The organism is Acidimicrobiales bacterium (assembly GCA_035533095.1).
Lineage (GTDB): Bacteria > Actinomycetota > Acidimicrobiia > Acidimicrobiales > Palsa-688 > DATLUM01.
The window spans coordinates 1-15,939 of sequence record DATLUM010000112.1; the positions used below are offsets into that span (position 1 = coordinate 1).

Sequence of the window (15,939 nt, forward strand, 5' to 3'; positions counted from 1 at the left end):
CCCCGCGGACGGAGCGGTTCCTGGCTTGATCAGGTGACGACCCGCTGGCGGACCCGCCTCGACGTGGCCACCTTCCGCCGCCTCGGCGTAAGCCTCGGGGTCAAAGCTCTGGGTGTCGACGACGTGCTCGTGCTTCGCACGCTGGGGCGCCGCATCGGGCAAGTACGAGCCGTCCTGGTTGCCTATGTGCAGCTCGGTGGGGTACCCGTCGTTTGTGGAGCCAACTGCGGATCGGACAAGGCCCGCGGTTGGTTCGAGAACCTGCGAACTGGAGGACCGATCGAAATCGAGTATCGCGGCCGCCACCGGACGCGCCGGTGATCCTCCCGGGCTACGCGCGCGAGCGGGCCTTCGCAGCCGTCTACCGGGCCTTCTCCCACATCCGCATCTACCTCAGCCGGGCGACGAGGCTCTTTTCCCTTGGTGCGCCTCGAACCGCTCGAAGCGCACGCGGCTCCCGCCGCAATCTCGGGGTCCGCCGTTTCGAAACAACCCATCTCTTGTTTCGTTCCCAACGATGGGGACGAGCCACTCAAGGTTCCGTGACAGACATAGAGTCTGGCACACAAAGTATAGTCAACCTATTATGGTATGCAGTGCGATGGCCGGTGCGAACGCGGCGCGGTTCCCGCCGATAATCCAGGGTGGGATGGGGGTCGGGGTATCAGGGTGGCAGCTGGCGGGGGCCGTCGGGCGTGCTGGCGGGCTTGGGGTGGTGTCGGGCGTGGCGCTGGAGACGATCGTGGCGCGGCGCCTGCAGGACGGAGACCACGACGGCCAGCTGCGCCGGGCTTTTGCGCACTTCCCCGTGGCAGAAGTCGCGTCCTCGGTACTCAACCGTTATTTCATTCCCGGCGGGCGTCCCGCCGACCGGCCGTACCGGCCCGTGTCTCGGCTGACGCTCGATCCCCGCCCTGACAGGCAGCGCCTATCCGTGGTCGCCGCGTTCGCCGAGGTTTATCTCGCCCGGGCGGCTGCTCAGGGTGGCCCGGTCGGCATCAACTTTCTCGAGAAGATACAGCTCGCCACACCGGCCGCCGCGTACGGAGCGGTCCTCGCCGGCGTCGACGTAGTCCTCGTCGGCGCCGGGATCCCCGCTCGCTTGCCTGGGCTGCTCGACGCGCTGGCGCGCCATGAGCGGGTCCAGTTTCCGATTGACGTGGCCGCTTCTGGTCCGGTCCGCTACACACTCCCTTTCGACCCTGAAGCGGTCCTTGGGCGGCGCTTGGCGGACCTGCCGCGCCCGCACTTTTTCGCCATCGTGTCGTCGCACACTTTGGCCGCCTACCTGGCGCGTGACCCCGAGACCCGCCCGGACGGGTTCGTGGTCGAGACTGCCGCGGCGGGCGGCCACAACGCCCCGCCGCGCGGTGCGCTGCACCTCGACGGGCGGGGTGAGCCCGTCTACGGTCGGCGTGACCTTCCTGATCTGGCCCAGCTGAAGGCGCTCGACCTTCCGTTTTGGCTGGCGGGCGGCTACTCACGGCCCGAGCGCGTCGTGGCAGCGAGGGCGACGGGGGCCAGCGGGGTTCAGGTGGGCACCCCGTTTGCGCTGGCCGCAGAATCGGGTCTCTCTGCACCGATCCGTCAGCAGCTCTTCGAGGGTCTCCGGACGGGCGACGTGGACGTTCGCACCGACGTCCTTGCGTCCCCCACGGGGTACCCCTTCAAGGTTGCGCAGCTCGCCGAGACTCTTTCGGATCCCGGTATTTACGGGACCCGTCGGCGCGGGTGTGACCTCAGCTACCTCCGTATCCCCTACGTGACACCCGGCGGCGCGATCGGCTATCGCTGCCCGGCCGAGCCGGTCGAGGCCTACGTCCGCAAGGGCGGAGAGCGCGCCCAGACGGCCGGCCGCGTGTGCCTCTGCAACGCGCTCACGGCCACCATCGGCCTGGGTCAGCGCCTTCCTCGCGGGGGCATCGAACCACCGATTGTGACGTTAGGCTCAGACCTTGATTGTGCCCGGGACTTGCTCAATCGCCATCCCGACGGCTGGAACGCCGGCGATGTCATCACCTATCTGGCGGGATAACCCGTTCGGTGCGCGACGGTAGTGTCTCGTTGATCCTAAGAGTAGAGCTGTAGTCGTGGACATGACCTTGTCGAGGCGCGGCGATTACGTGATGCGCTCGGCGATATCGCTCGCCCGGGCCTTCGATGGGGGCGCCCCTCGCAAGATCCGTGAGGTCGTCGCCGACACCGAGGTGCCGCAGAGCTTCGCCTCCCAGATCCTTGCCGACTTGGTGCGCGCTGGTCTGGCCACGTCGAAAGCGGGACGCGACGGCGGCTACCGGCTCGCCCGTCCGCCCCAGGAGATCAGCGTGCTCGAGGTCGTCGAGGCGGCCGAGGGCCCCTTGCGTGCCGAGCGCTGTGCTCTCGGTGAGGGCCCATGCCGATGGGAAGCAGTTTGTCCCTTGCACGAAACGTGGACTCAGGCAACGGTTCTGTTGCGCGACCTGCTGGCCCGGACCGACCTGGCTGAGCTCGCGGCCCGTGACGTGGCCATTGAGATGGGCGACTATGCCCTGCCCGCCGACTCCCATCGCTCGCGCCCCGCTGCCGTCACCGTCTCTGACGCCGTCCAAGTCGAGTTGGCCGCGCCCGAGCTAAACGTGGCCCTGGCCAGGTTCGCCCCCGATCTTGGCCGGCTTGTCGGAGCGGCGGCGCAAGAAGCGCTCGCCGACGGCAACGGCGCCCGGCCGCGGGGTCGACGGGTCCGGGCTGCCGACGCGTCATTGGTCCCGGTGAGCGAGAATGCCGGAAGCGGCGGGCCCGGCGCGGCTCGCTACCTCCTGGCGTGGCGAATCACCGGTCGCGGGTTGGGCAGCCGCCTCGAGGCCGATGCGTCCATCGTGGCCCTGGACGCTGAGCGCAGCGAGCTGAGCGTCGAGGGCACCTGGTACCAGGACGCCGAGCCCGTAGTCCGGCTCACAGCGCCGGAACTCGAGCGCCAAGCTCAGCAGACACTGCGGATCTTCCTGCGCCGGTTCGCCCGTGCGCTCGAACCAGAGCCGCGACCGAGGCTCCCCAGGGCTGCTGCAACCAACGACCGGAGCGTCCGAATCTGAGCTGCTCTGGCCCTCGGCCTCCAACGACGCCCAGGCTGTCGGGGTCAGGGTGGTCAACCGGAGTCGCCCCCCTCTACGTCGACGGAGTACGCCTCGTAGATCAAATCGGGCCCGCGTTGACAGTGGGCGGCGATGCTGGAAGTGCTTGAGGGATCCCCCTCTGTGCGGTGCAGGCGTACGTCGTGAGCCGCCCAGTAGGTGCGGAACTCTTCGCTGCGTGTGGCGAGTTCGCCGGACCAGATTTAACGTAGATCAGGCTCGAACCGGTGTCTGCAAAGAGTGCCGTATCGATTCTCGCGTCGTGCGCCGGCGACCCGAGGCTCGGGTACTTGGCGCCAGAGTGATTGTTCTGTCGCTCCCCGGCTTTCCCATCCTCCTCATGGTGCACTTCGCTCGCAGGCGGCGGCCAGGGGCCGCCCTTTTTGAGCCCGCCACATCCATCATGACCCGCACCAACCGTGTCCTAATCCTAATGGCCCGCCGGTCAGTCAGCCTGGCACCCAGGGCTAGAGATAGGGCCGTTCGAGACATGAACTGTGCCGCCGCTCCTGGGTGAGCAGGTGTCCGGTGAAGTACGGACTTTCGGCCCTATCGGGGGGCCGTTGAGTCGTGTTTCAGTGAGGAGAGGTAATCGATCAGGGGGTGTTTATGACTCTCGCCACGGCAGACCTTGAGTATTTGCGCCGCGCGCGACGCGGCGAGTTTGACTGGGGTTGGCTTCGTAACAGCCGATCGGAGTGGGGTGTCAAGGCCGTGCCCAGCAAGGTCGGTCTCCGTCTTCAGGACATCATGATCGGGACGTACGGAGTCGTCCCCGACCATGCGCCGCAGCGGACGATGGCGCCGCGCGGCGCTGACATAGATCCGGACGTGCCCGACATGGGCTACACGATCAACGACAAGGCGGAGGTGTGGTCCGACAACCTGCTCGGACTGTACGAGGAGGCGGTTAGCCGCCAGTGGAGCGCGACACGCGACATTCCGTGGTCGGAGCTGCCCGAGCTCGACCCCGACATCGAACACGCGATGTGCCAGTTGAGCACGGTGCTGTCCGAGGTCGAGATGGTCGCCTCCGACTTCCCGGCGAAATGGTTGTGGCGCATCAACCACGACTTTGTCGAGGCCAAGATGTTCCTTTGCACGCAGGTCATGGACGAAGCCCGACACACCGAGGTGTTCCGCAAGCGGGCCCTCGCGAATGGCGGCGGACTCGGCAAGTCGAAGGCGGTCGTCGAGCGTTTCCTCAAGCTGATCCTCGACGCCGAGACCTACGACGAGGGTTCGGCGCTGATGCACCTGCTTGGCGAAGGAATCGTCTTGTCGCTGTTCCGCGCTGGGGAGCTTCTCGCACCGTCGCCGGTCGAGAAGAAGATCTTCCGGCTCTGCATGCAGGATGAGGCCCGCCACGTTGCCTACGGGACGATGCATCTGCGATACCGCTTGGAGCGCGACCCTTCGCTCGCCGAGGACTACCACTCCTACCTCGATAAGGGCGAGGAGATCATCGGCATGCTGTTCACCACCCCGGAGGTGGTCGAACCGACGGCGATGCTCGCCGCCGGAAGCGTGAAGGCCGCCGAGGAGCTCGGTATGGCGGCGGCTGACGTGCTGCGCGCCCGCGTGATCGAGGAGTACCTGGAGCGCTGCGACCACGCCCTGTTGCCTCGGCGCGGGCGGTTGACGCTGCCTCCTGAACTCCTCGTCGGAGTTCGAGGCGTGGAAGGGAAGGTGGCGTGATGAACGCAGCAGCTGCGTTTCCGTCGGATGCGTGCTTCGAGGCGATGGTCGCTGACGCCCGCGAACGTCGCGACGTCTACAACCACCTCGGGTTCGCCGACTTTCGCCTGGCCGTGGAGGTCCGCGACGCGAACGCAACGCGGCACTACGGGTTGGTGCTCGACGGCTACGACGCCCTCTACGCCGGAGAGCTCCACGACCTCGCAGCGTTCCGTCCTGATGCGGTGATCGCCGGGACACCCTCGACGTGGCAGGACATGATGGACAACATCGTCGGCAACGGTGGAGCGGACGGCACCCACACCCTCAACGCGCTGTCGATCGCCGAGGACCCACTGCGAGTGCGATCCGACGATCCGCTCGGGCGCGACAAGTTCTTCCGCTATGCAGAGACCCTCCAGACGCTGTTCGACTCGCTCGCCAGGTCGCGTCCGGTCGCTGCCTGACCGCAAGGTTTCTACTGGTGGTGCTCCGGGTCCTTCCCAACTGCATCGGCTGCGGAGCGTGCGAGAGCGCATGTACATCGGGTGCGATCACCCAGGCGGAGACCTTTGCCGTCGTGTACCTGATCGATCCGCTCTTGTGTAACGACTGCATGGAGTGCCTACCGGTCTGTCCGGTGGATGCGATCGTCCCTGATCCGGAGTGGGCGGTGTGCTTCGGCCCCGGCTGTCCGCTCGCGTCCGCCCGCTATTCCGGATGGGAATGTAGCCAGGGTGAGGATCGGTGCCCCTCGTGCGGATCAAACTTGTGGCGGGCACCCAACCTCGAGTGGATCTGCAGCAGCTGCCGGTTGGGTCCGAGCGGACGCGGCGCTAGGTGCCCGAAGGTCGAGCTGGCCCGTCGCCGTGGGGTGGAAATCAGGGCTGCTGGTTAAAGCTCTTGACGGCATGAACCACCATTTGATGCGGGTCGCACCGATGGCGCTTTTCGGCAGGATCGGTGTTCATCCGATCACCGACGCGTCGGAGATGCGAGTCGCGACGAATCACAACCTGACGGACCCCGTTGTCCAACGGATCGCAGAGCGGGCTCGTGACCTCAGCGGAGGGCCGACGTGATCGGCGTCGTGCGCATCGTCCAAGTAGGCGTTGATCGCCTGGAGCACCGATGGGGTGTGCTGGCCGTCTCGACCGGTTCCCCGGGCTCAATTCGTCGCTGTCGCCGAATCGGAGTACCAGGTCCAAAGGGCCTTCGACCTCGGGAGTGTCGAAGGGCGCATCGGCCGGCAGACTCGACATGTCTCCATGTCTGCCTCGATGCAGCGCCAGATTTTTCCGTAGCTGCGACACGGTTAGCGCCGGGTCGGCATTCAGATATGGCATTCTATCAGAGGCATCGAATAGGCGCATAATCCTCCTATATAACGTTCGGTCGAGAATCGAGGGCGAAGCTCTGAAGCCGTCGAGGGACAAGGTGTAGCGCTGCGACAGTCGATGTGGCGTTGGCGGTTGGTCATGAGCCAATTCAGACCTTGCGCCCACTGCACGGTCACCTGCCCAACCTATGAGAACGTTCACATGGGAAGGCACACGACGATTGAGGTCAACGGGCCGGTGAAGGACATTCCGTGTACTCCTATGAACATGGAGGTCTGGGACCGTCATGGTGGACATACGCCTTGACAGGCACTTCGGGGACGCGCCTAGAGCTAATCCGGCTCTCCGGAGCGATCGGTCGGGCCATCTAGGCCCCCTTCACCCGCCGCTACGCAATCACTCTTGCTCGCTACTCGTGCTCCTGGGTGTGACAGCGCGTCCAGGCACCACGGAGGGGCGAGGTCTTCCGCTGAAGGACGCCCCCCGCCGAACCCCTGTGAGTTCCGCAGTGCTGGTCAACTCGATGACCCGGCGCGCTCAGGGTGGTCGCCAGTACGCTTGCGACGTGGACAGCTCCGAGCACGCCGTCCTCGTCTACGACGGCGATTGCGGATTCTGCTCGGTGGCGGCGGCGTGGATCACGACGAAGTGGAAGAAGCCAAAGGCGCCGGAAGCAGTACCCGCACAGCGCCTCGGCGAAGTCGATCTGGAGCATTTGGGGCTGACCGCCGACGACGTGAAGATGGCCTCGTGGTGGGTGGAGGACGGGCGTAAATCACGTGGCCACCTGGCAATCGCGCGGGCCCTCATCGCCGCCGGTACCGGTTGGCGATTGATCGGTCAGCTCCTCCTCTTGCCACCAGTGCGGTGGCTCGCAGCGATCGGCTACCGCATCGTGTCCCGCTTCCGCTACCGCTTGCCCGGTTGACTACCCGCCGGCAGGACTTGACCCTCAACGCGCACGAATAGCTCAGTGGTCCTGCCGACTTCTGGCCGGCCCATGCGGGAACTCGTAACCGGCGGCACGGCCATCCTCGTGCTCCACTCGCGCTTCGCTCAGATCTCGCTTGCTCCCGGTGCCCTTGCGGACAACGAGGGCCGGGGACGGCCGAACTCGCCGTCTCAGTCGACGCGTCCGGCGCTGGCGAGGAGCACGTCGCTACGTCCTGCGAGCGCCGGCTTGTCTGCCGCGCCGGAATCGGTGACGTGCGCGTCGATCGCCTTGAGGCGCACCACGGGAAAGCATCGGCTCGTGCGGGAGAGATAGAGCCGGACGTGGGGGAAGGCCTGGAACACCGCCGCGAAGGCCTGCTCGCGCTCGTCGCCCTCGAGGACGACCGGGACGACCGCCTGACGGCGTCCGTGCCGCTCGATCTCGACCGGCCCGCCGGCACGCAGGTTCACGAACCAGGCGGGGACTCGGTCCCAGCCGCCGTTGGCGCCGCAGATGACCGGCGTCTCGTCGAGCTCGACGTAGGCGACGAGCACCTCTCGCACCTGGCCGCTGCGCCGCCCCCGGGTGCGCAGCAATAGCACGTTGTCCACCCCGAGGGCCTTGACCCCGAGGCTCATGCCGAGGTGTCGATACGCGCAGATGTCGAGGTGGGTCCACCAACGCGCCGTCATCTGGTCGAGCGAGGAGCGCCGCCGCCCCCGAGGTGCGAGTGGCCGGTAGAGCCGAACGTAGGCGCTGGCGAGATGGCGCCGATACCCAGGACTTTCCTTCATGGGATCCCTTCCCCCTTGGTGCCCTCACGACGGCACTGTGACCTACTCGACGAGCACTCTCGACGTTGCTTCGATCGAGGTCCGCCGGGCGAGCTCCCGGCCGAAGGCCGCTGGGCCGAACACCCCCGCTTTTCCCCCGACCTCTCGTGGTCCGAAGGCAGCCTGGGCGACGACGACCGCACCCTTTGCCTCGAGCGCCTGGCGCATCGCGGGCAGCGCACCTTTCGGCGCGATCGCGAAGGTGCAGAACACCCCGACGGGTCTGCCTCCGAGCCGAGGCAGTCCGGACAGCCAGGTCCGCATTGCCTTGGCCGGACGGACCCCGGCGACCACGAAGCCCTCGACCCGACTCCCCACCACCACCATGTCGGCGGCCGCCAGCTCTGCCGGCCCGACCTTGGTGATCGGCAGCACCCGGACCCGGTCTCCTCGCTCCGAGAAGCCGTCCGCGATCGCCTCGGCAGTCCGCGCGGTCCTGCCGCCGCCACTCTCGTAACAGACGAGCACTCGCCGTTGTCCGTTCGACCACGCATCGTCTGAGCGCGCCGGTCGTGCCGGTCGGGAATCGAGCACAGCGGCCGCGGCGCGCCGGCCCTGGGCCATGGCCTCGACCACGGTGGCCGGCCCGATCAGCGCGTCGCCGACAACCCAGAGACGCTCGGTGACCGGCAAGGTCGCATTCCAAAGCCCGATCTCGCGCCCAAGGGCCAGTGTGCCGACCGGGTTGTGGTCCGCGAAGGCCGAAGCCGGGGCGGCCAGAATGCCGCTCGCACTCCAGCGCCGGTCGGCCACACCGGCGGTCTCTCGGCGCACGGGCGTGCCTGGAAGGGCGTCGGCGAACGCGGGGTTAACCCGGTAGCCCATCGCCATGACGACGAGGTCAACGCTGAGGACCTCGGGATCTCCGGTGACAACCGTGGGGCGGCGGTCGGCTCGTGCGTGGGTCGTGCGGGCAAGCTCGGCGCGAGTGACCCGCCCGGCTTCTCCGCGCAGCGCCGTCAGGGTGCGCAAGAAGCGGACCTCGACGCCCTCGTAGCGCGCCTCGGCGAGCTCGTCGGGACGGGTGAGGGCGAAGCGCTCGTCGAGCCAGTCGACACACGTGGCATCGAGCCCGAGGCGTCGTGCCGTTCGGGCCACGTCCATCGCGGTGTTGCCGGCTCCGAGCACGAGCACCTTGGGCATCGAGGTTCCCGGGTCAGCGGCGTCGCTCGCCAGGCCGAGCGTGGCGCGAAACGCCGCCGGACTCCCGCCTTCCTCGTGCGCCGCCTTCGCGCCTTGCAAGAATGTCGTGGCGTCGATGACCCCGTCGAGGTCGGCACCGGGCACCGAGAGGCGCAGTGGCACGCTGGCCCCGTGGGCCGCGATGACGGCGTCGTGGGTCCCAAGGAGCCGGTCGAAGTCCTCGGGGTGGATCTCGGTGCCACAGTGCAGGTCAACGCCGGCGGCAACGAGCTGGCGCCACGGCCGGGCGGCAACGGCCTCAGGGAGGGTGAAGTCGGGGATCCCCCAGTTACAGAGGCCCCCCGGGGTGGCGTCGCGCTCGTAGACGGTGACCGAGGCACCTGCCTCGATGAGCTCCCAGGCCGCGCCTGCCGCTGCGGGACCGGAACCGATGATCCCAACCGACAGCTCGCCGGTCACCGGAGCGGGGGGCGGTACCTCGACCATGTCGGCGACGAAGCGCTCGAGACGGCCGATGGCGACCGGGGTGCCACCGGCGAGGGACCAGCTGCAGGCCCCCTCGCACTGGGCTGCTTGGTTGCACACCCGGGAGCAGATGTCGGGCAGTACCGAGGTGCGCCGCAGGACCTCGTGCGCGCCCTCGAGGTCGCGGTCGCGGACCGCGGCGATGAAGCCTGGGATGTCGTTATGCGCCGGACAGCCCCGCATACAGGTCGGGTCGGGGCATTGCAGGCAGCGGTCGGCCTCGGCGAGCGCTTCGGGCCAGCCGGCAAAGCCGGTACGGATCTCGCTGACATCACCGAACAGGTACGCCGGGTGGGCCAGTTCGGCCTCGACGCGGGGGGCGACGAGAAGTGGCCCGTCGACGACGATGGCGCTGAACGGGCAGGTGCGAACGCACTGGCGGCACCCAACGCAGAGGTCGTCGTCGGCCTCGGCCACCCAGCGCCCGGTGTCCATCGACAGCGCTCCGGTCGGGCAGCGGATGACGCATTCCTGACATCCTGCGCAGCGGTCGGTGAGGACCCTGACGTTGGGGCGGGTGGGCGTGACCGGTGTCGACAACTCGCGGATAGTCATGAGCGGGTCTCCTTACCTAGTCGGCCGCGTGCATGATCACGTACAAGACGGCCGCTGCGGCGCCGCATCCGAGGACCAAGCCAAGCGTCGCGAGGCGCACGCCCGCGCCGCTTCGGCTGATCGGGACCAGCTCGCGCTCGGTGATCCGCCAGGTGCTCCAGGCGGCGGCCAGGGTACCGACGACGATCACCGCTACCTGGATGACGACGATCCAGCCATTGGTTGCGATCGAGAAGGAGTAGAGCGGCGCCCGGGTGCCCGAGAAGCCGAAGATGTGGATCGTTGCCGGGACGACCCGCGGCGAGTACTGGAAGAACTTCGGGAGCTGGCGGGCGAGGTAGTCCGCCCCGACGACGGGGATGAGGCCATAGGCGATGGGGACGAAGAAGGCCCGAAAGCGCGAGCCCCGATCGGCGAAGCTCCCCGGGCGGACGAGCTCGACGTCGCGCCGGGCGACAAGAGCTCCGATGCCCCGGGCCACTCCGGCGGTGGCGAGCGCCAGGAGGGCGATGAGCCCGAGATAGGCGACCGGGTTCGGGTAGTGGGGGAAGTGGAGGTGGCTGTTCATCCAGCTGTCGAAACTGGCCGCGGCGTTGGTGGCGTTGATCTGCTGGTAGAGGACGAGACCCCACAGCAGCACGATCGCCCACGCCACGTCGGCGCGCCGGCGCCGCGGAGCGACGACAGACGTGAGCGGCTTTTGCAGGAACAGCCCGACGTTGTCCTCCGGGCAGGACTTGTAGCACTCGCTGCACAGCCCGCAGTAAAGGTTCGAATCAGCGCTTCCCGGCCAGGTGTACCAGGGGCAGCCGAAACCGTCTGTCCCGCCGCGCATGCAGTCCTTGGTCTTACAGGTGAGGCAGACCTCGCGGTCACGGGTGCGGAACCCGGCCAAAGAGCCCATCGAGCCCATCGTGCCGATGACCGAGGTGAGCGGGCAGATGTAGCGGCAGAAGGTGCGCCGCTCAAAGACCAAGAAGAAGACGAGCGCCGCCGCGACGATGCCGATCACCATGAAGCTCGTTGCCGCCGGGTTGCCCGGAGCGGCGATGTTGAAGAACTCCTCGATCCAGGTGAGGAGGAGGAAGGCTCCCACCGGGAGCACGAAGCCGAGGCGGGCGAGAGGCTCGGGAAACTTACGGCCAAGGCCCAAAGTCTTCTGGGTGCGCTGGAAGAAGCTGCGGCGCTGGATCCACTCGGCGAAGCCGCCGAAGGGGCACATCGCGCACCACGCCCGCCCCACCACGACCATCATCACGAACACCAGGCAGAACCAGACGTACCAGGTGATCGCGGCACCGAAGTTGAGGCCTGGGATCGCCGTACCGAAAAGGCCGACGAAGATCACCGTCCAGAAGATGATCTGGTTCGGCAGGATCAGAAAGAACTGGAACTTCCGGTTGCGCACGAGGCGCGCGATGCGGGGATTCCGGAGAAGGTCGAGGCCCGGCGAAGGGTCCGAGGGGCCGAAGCGCTCGGCAAGGCCCCCGCGCTCGGGCGGACGCAGGCGTACCGCGGCGGGCACCGGATCGGCCAGTCGAGCTGCTCGGTCTTGCATCTCGAGCGCCATACGCACCTCCGTGCTTGGAGTGTAGCTCTTGACTATACGTATATCGGTAGGACTACGCATTCATCACCGTACTACTACTAGACCATATGTCAAGTCGCTTGCTACACTTATGTCTGTGAACCTGACACTCTCGAAGCGGGGCGACTACGTCGTGCGCTCGGCGATCTGCCTTGCTGGTGCGTACGAGTTCGGCACGCCGAAGAAGCTGCGCCAGGTCTCGGCCGAGATGGGGGTGCCCCGCACCTTCGTCTCCCAGATCCTCGGCGACCTCGTCCACGCCGGTCTCGCCGTCTCCTCGTTCGGCAAGGCAGGGGGCTACCGCCTCGCCCGGCCGCCCGACGAGGTCAGCCTCCTCGAGGTCGTCGAAGCCGGCGAAGGCCCGCTCGCCCCCGAGACGTGCGCCCTCGGGGACGGGCCTTGCCGCTGGGAAGCGGTCTGCCCGCTCCACGAGAGCTGGGGCGCGGTGAGCTCCGCCCTCCGATCGGAGCTCGCCGCGACGAGCCTCGCCGAGCTCGCCGAGCGGTCCCGGGCGATCGATGCCGGGACCTACCCCGTCCCCCCCGACGCCCACCGCCGAGCGGCACCCACGGTGTCCGTGGCCGACTCGGTCCAAATCGAGCTCGCTGCCCCAGCGGTGGCGGCAAGGCTGCGAGCGGGAGGGTCATGGCTCGCTTCTCACGTCGAGGCCGCCTCGGCCGAGGGTGAGGCGATCCGCGTGCGCGTCGGACCAGGGGGGCCAGCTTGGCTCGGAAAGATCGTCGCGGTGCACCTCGGTGAGCCGGAGGGGACCGACGAGGCCCTCGTCATCCCCCTCACCTGGGAGGCGACCGGGCCGACCGGACTGTTCCCTCACCTCGAGGGAGAGTTGCGCCTTTCCGCTGTCGACCCCGAACGGGCCGAACTCGCCCTCTTCGGCGCCTACCGGCCTCCGCTCGGCCGCGCCGGACAGGTCCTCGACGAGACACTGCTCACCCACGTCGCCCGCGCCACGGTGCGCGCGTTCCTCCGCCAGGTCGCCCGGACCCTCGAGGAGGTGCTGGCGCGACCGCCAACCTTGCGGGCCGCACAGGTCCAGCCAACACCGGCCGGGTCGGGAACCTTCGAGGACCCGCTGGTCGCTGAGAAGTGATCCTCGGACGCTTGCCGCCTCGCTCCTTCTCGGCGCCCTCAGCGGCGCCGCGTCGGCCGCGATCTGTCGGGAGCGGCCAGCTTCTCGGCGGTCCGAGGCCCGAGGATCTCGGCGAGGACTTGCTCAAGCTCGTCGGCCAACCGGTCACGCCGGACGGCGCCGAGCAGTGTCGCGGCCGCGACAGCCACGCTCACGAGCACGTAAACGGCGATGGTGAGGAAGGAGGCCCCCACCAACACGCCGAGGAAAACGAGGAACATTTCCACCATAGCCTCATCGTGAACCGAGTGGTCGTGAAATGGAACGTGGAGACTACGGGCCCACGGCCCCAGATCCTTCGGGCAGTCCCCGCAGTTCTACATGGTGCACCCGTGGTCTTACGCTGCTGGCCGGCCGGGTTGAGAGGCAAACTGGGGGTGGCATGATGAGCGAGCGCGTGTCGGCAGAGCAGCTCAGATCAGCGCCCTCGGGCGAGGCGCCTGCCAGCAGAACGGACCGACCGGCAACGGTGCCGATCCGCGTCGTGATCGTGGACGATCACACGCTGCTGCGCGAGGGAACGGTCCAGCTCCTTGAGCAGGAAGCTGAGGTTGAGGTGGTCGGCCAGGCCGGCTCCGGCGAGCAGGGGCTCGAAGTCCTCGGGCGACTTCGTCCCGACGTGGCGCTCATCGACGTCCACCTCCCCGGGATGAGCGGGCTCGAGCTCGCCCGAGCGACCGCGGCGTCACTTCCCGGGGTGCGGGTCCTCATCGTCAGCGCGTACGACGACTACGCGTACGTGGCCGAGGCGCTCGAGATCGGGGTGGGTGGGTACCTGCTGAAGACCGCCACCGCAAGAGAGCTTCTCGACGCGGTGCGGGCCGTCGCCGACGGGGTCTTCGTGCTGGACCAGGCCCTCTCTCGCCGGCTCACCCGGAGGCGACGGAGCGGCCCGCTGGCCGCCGCAGCGCTCACCCCGCGCGAGAGCGAAGTGCTCGGCGTGCTCGCCCGGGGCCGGTCGAACCAGCAGATCGCCGCCGAGCTCGGGCTGGGCCAGCGCACAGTCGAAGGTCACGTCTCGAGGGTGCTCGGCAAGCTTGGCGTCGCGTCGAGGGCCGAGGCGGTGGCCTACGCGTTCGGCCATCGGCTCGTCGAGCCAGAGGACCATGGCGACTCGCGCAACGACGGCTGAGTTCGCCGCCGTCGCGCGCCGGGCTGCGCACCCGCCGGTACGCGACGGGCGCTTCTGGGTCATCCAGGCGATGGTGCTACTCATCGCCAGCGTTCACCTGCTCGTCGACCTGCACGTCTCGGCCGAGACCGGGGCGTTCCCCGCCGGACTCCCCGTCGCTTTGTTGATCCTCCCCGTCGGCTACGCGGCGCTCCGCTACGGGCTGGCGGGCTCGGCGGCCACCGGTATCTTGGCGACGCTGGCCTGGCTGCCCGACTTGCTGCTGGCCCACGACCAGGGACACTCCGGCGGCGACCTCGTGGACCTGGCGCTCGTCGACGGCGTCGCGTTTTTCTTCGGCCGGCACATCGAGGCCGAGCGCCTCGCGCATGCCCGCGTCGAGCGCGCCACCGCCGAGCGCCTCGCCGTCGAGGCCCGCTACCACCAGCTCTTCGAGGCGAACCGTTCCCCGATCCTCGTCCTCGACAACCACGGCGCAGTTTCCGACGCCAACCCCGCGGCGAGAGCGCTGCTCGGCCGGGGCGTGGTCGGGCAATCGAGCGCGACGCTCTTCGATGGGGACGACGCCCTCCACAAACAGATCGGGCAGGTGCTCAGCCTGCCTGACGGCCGCGACTACCGGCTCGACCTCGTGTCCCTGCCTTCCGGAACGGACGGGCCGTCCACCCAGGTGATCTTCGAGGACGTCACCGAGGAGCGCAGCGAGGGCCGCCGTGCCACGCGCTACGCCCAGTTCGTGGTCGAGGCCGAAGAGGACCAGCGTCGGCGACTCTCGCGAGAACTGCACGACGAGCCGCTCCAGCTCCTCTTGCACGTGGCCCGCCGCCTCGAGAGCCTCGGGGGGATTCTGGGACTGCCCGAGACCGTCACGGGCGGTCTCGTGGAGGCCCGCCGGCAGACACTCGACGCAGCAGGTCGCTTGCGCACCCTGGCCCGGGACTTGCGTCCGCCGGCCCTCGACGAGCTCGGGCTCGTCGCCGCGCTCTCGACCCTCCTCACCGACGCCGAAGACGAGGCGACTTTCGTCGCCGAGCTCAAGGTCACCGGCACCGAACCTCACCTTGCACCCGAGATCGAGCTCGGCGTCTTTCGCATCGTCCAGGAGGCGGTGCGCAACACCCTCCGCCATGCCGGAGCCAGCCAGCTCCTCGTGACCGTTGGGTTCCGAACTGACGAACTCGCGCTCAGCGTGTCCGACGACGGGCAAGGCTTTGTTCCCCAGGGCCTCGGAGAGCAGGACTCGGGGCATCTCGGTCTGCTCGGCATGCGCGAGCGGACGAGACTCCTCGGGGGCCACCTCGACCTGCGCTCGGCCCCCGGTCACGGCACAGTCGTCGAAGCGACCGTGCCGTTCGCCACGCCCCGGCCCGGGCGCGGCGCCTTCTCCCCCTGACCGACCACGGCCTGGTGGGAAGCCTGGATGGATTTCTCGGCTCCTACAAGCTCGCCTGACCGCTATCGGCGCCCGGAGAACGGCGCGCCGATGCTTCGAACGGTCCGGATCGCCCTCGGCACATTCGAGGACAACGGCGACCCAGTCGGGGTCCTCGCGGTCACCGGGTCACCCCCGGCGGTCGGCTGCGTCTATTTGGCCATCACACCAGAACGGCGACGGCTCACGCTCGCCACCGTCGCCGCAAGCGCCGGACGTGGCTGTTCCCCGTCGGCCGGCCCGGACGTCACCCGCATCTCCGAACACCTCGGTAACCGCCTCCACTCACGCGAGCTGCGCGCCCCGCGTAACGCACCAACATGTTGTTGGATCTGGCAAGCACATGCTGCTGGTGCTAATCGCCCACCTGCACACCAACACCGCCTACAGATGGGTGCAGGCAAGCCGGCGGCCACTGGGCCAACTACGCCCCTGAGCCCATGTGAGGCTGAAGGACCCACCAACGCAGCCTGAAGACGCTGGCGCGCCGGAGACGAGCAGCCGACGACCGGACCGCGCA

At 68.2% G+C, this 15,939-nt stretch carries 13 protein-coding genes; 9 read left to right on the forward strand and 4 right to left on the reverse strand.

Going from position 1 to position 15,939, the window contains the following annotated elements; all coding sequences use genetic code 11:
- The 6 genes from VNF71_14265 to VNF71_14290 all read left to right on the forward strand — a co-directional run.
- On the forward strand, nucleotides 1-321 hold a 321-nt coding region (locus VNF71_14265; protein HVA75720.1), incomplete at its 5' end, for a nitroreductase/quinone reductase family protein.
- A 280-nt stretch (nucleotides 322-601) separates the two neighbouring features.
- The gene (locus VNF71_14270; protein HVA75721.1) at nucleotides 602-2,035 is read left to right on the forward strand and encodes a nitronate monooxygenase; all 1,434 of its coding nucleotides are present in this window, start codon (nucleotides 602-604) and stop codon (nucleotides 2,033-2,035) included.
- A gap of 61 nt (nucleotides 2,036-2,096) precedes the next feature.
- Complete coding sequence (locus VNF71_14275; GenBank protein ID HVA75722.1) at nucleotides 2,097-3,071, forward strand: Rrf2 family transcriptional regulator; 975 nt, start codon at nucleotides 2,097-2,099, stop codon at nucleotides 3,069-3,071.
- 753 nt (nucleotides 3,072-3,824) lie between these two features.
- The gene (locus tag VNF71_14280; GenBank protein HVA75723.1) at nucleotides 3,825-4,808 is read left to right on the forward strand and encodes a hypothetical protein; all 984 of its coding nucleotides are present in this window, start codon (nucleotides 3,825-3,827) and stop codon (nucleotides 4,806-4,808) included.
- Nucleotides 4,808-5,254 carry a hypothetical protein gene (locus VNF71_14285; GenBank protein ID HVA75724.1) on the forward strand — a complete coding sequence of 149 codons (447 nt, stop codon included), beginning with the start codon at nucleotides 4,808-4,810 and terminating at the stop codon, nucleotides 5,252-5,254. The genes VNF71_14280 and VNF71_14285 overlap by 1 nt, the downstream gene beginning before the upstream one ends.
- Before the next feature lie 1,438 nt (nucleotides 5,255-6,692).
- Nucleotides 6,693-7,055: a DCC1-like thiol-disulfide oxidoreductase family protein gene (locus VNF71_14290; protein ID HVA75725.1), complete on the forward strand. Its 363-nt coding sequence runs from the start codon at nucleotides 6,693-6,695 to the stop codon at nucleotides 7,053-7,055.
- Nucleotides 7,056-7,249: 194 nt separating this feature from the next.
- On the opposite strand, the gene VNF71_14295 is transcribed toward VNF71_14290, so the two are convergent.
- The 3 genes from VNF71_14295 to VNF71_14305 all read right to left on the reverse strand — a co-directional run bounded on the left by VNF71_14295 (nucleotide 7,250) and on the right by VNF71_14305 (nucleotide 11,687).
- Nucleotides 7,250-7,753 (reverse strand): nitroreductase family deazaflavin-dependent oxidoreductase, encoded by a 504-nt coding sequence (locus VNF71_14295; protein ID HVA75726.1) that lies wholly within the window; start codon nucleotides 7,751-7,753, stop codon nucleotides 7,250-7,252.
- A 144-nt stretch (nucleotides 7,754-7,897) separates the two neighbouring features.
- A complete protein-coding gene (locus VNF71_14300) occupies nucleotides 7,898-10,117 on the reverse strand; it encodes an FAD-dependent oxidoreductase (protein ID HVA75727.1) in 2,220 nt (739 codons plus the stop codon).
- A gap of 16 nt (nucleotides 10,118-10,133) precedes the next feature.
- Nucleotides 10,134-11,687: a 4Fe-4S binding protein gene (locus VNF71_14305; GenBank protein ID HVA75728.1), complete on the reverse strand. Its 1,554-nt coding sequence runs from the start codon at nucleotides 11,685-11,687 to the stop codon at nucleotides 10,134-10,136.
- A gap of 115 nt (nucleotides 11,688-11,802) precedes the next feature.
- Between VNF71_14305 and VNF71_14310 the strand changes: the two genes are divergently transcribed.
- The gene (locus VNF71_14310; protein HVA75729.1) at nucleotides 11,803-12,816 is read left to right on the forward strand and encodes an Rrf2 family transcriptional regulator; all 1,014 of its coding nucleotides are present in this window, start codon (nucleotides 11,803-11,805) and stop codon (nucleotides 12,814-12,816) included.
- 38 nt (nucleotides 12,817-12,854) lie between these two features.
- On the opposite strand, the gene VNF71_14315 is transcribed toward VNF71_14310, so the two are convergent.
- Entirely contained in the window at nucleotides 12,855-13,076 is a 222-nt protein-coding gene (locus VNF71_14315) for a hypothetical protein (protein HVA75730.1), read from the reverse strand.
- A gap of 164 nt (nucleotides 13,077-13,240) precedes the next feature.
- Between VNF71_14315 and VNF71_14320 the strand changes: the two genes are divergently transcribed.
- A complete protein-coding gene (locus VNF71_14320; protein HVA75731.1) occupies nucleotides 13,241-13,987 on the forward strand; it encodes a response regulator transcription factor in 747 nt (248 codons plus the stop codon).
- Complete coding sequence (locus tag VNF71_14325; GenBank protein HVA75732.1) at nucleotides 13,962-15,380, forward strand: ATP-binding protein; 1,419 nt, start codon at nucleotides 13,962-13,964, stop codon at nucleotides 15,378-15,380. The genes VNF71_14320 and VNF71_14325 overlap by 26 nt, the downstream gene beginning before the upstream one ends.
- Nucleotides 15,381-15,939: the final 559 nt, after the last annotated feature.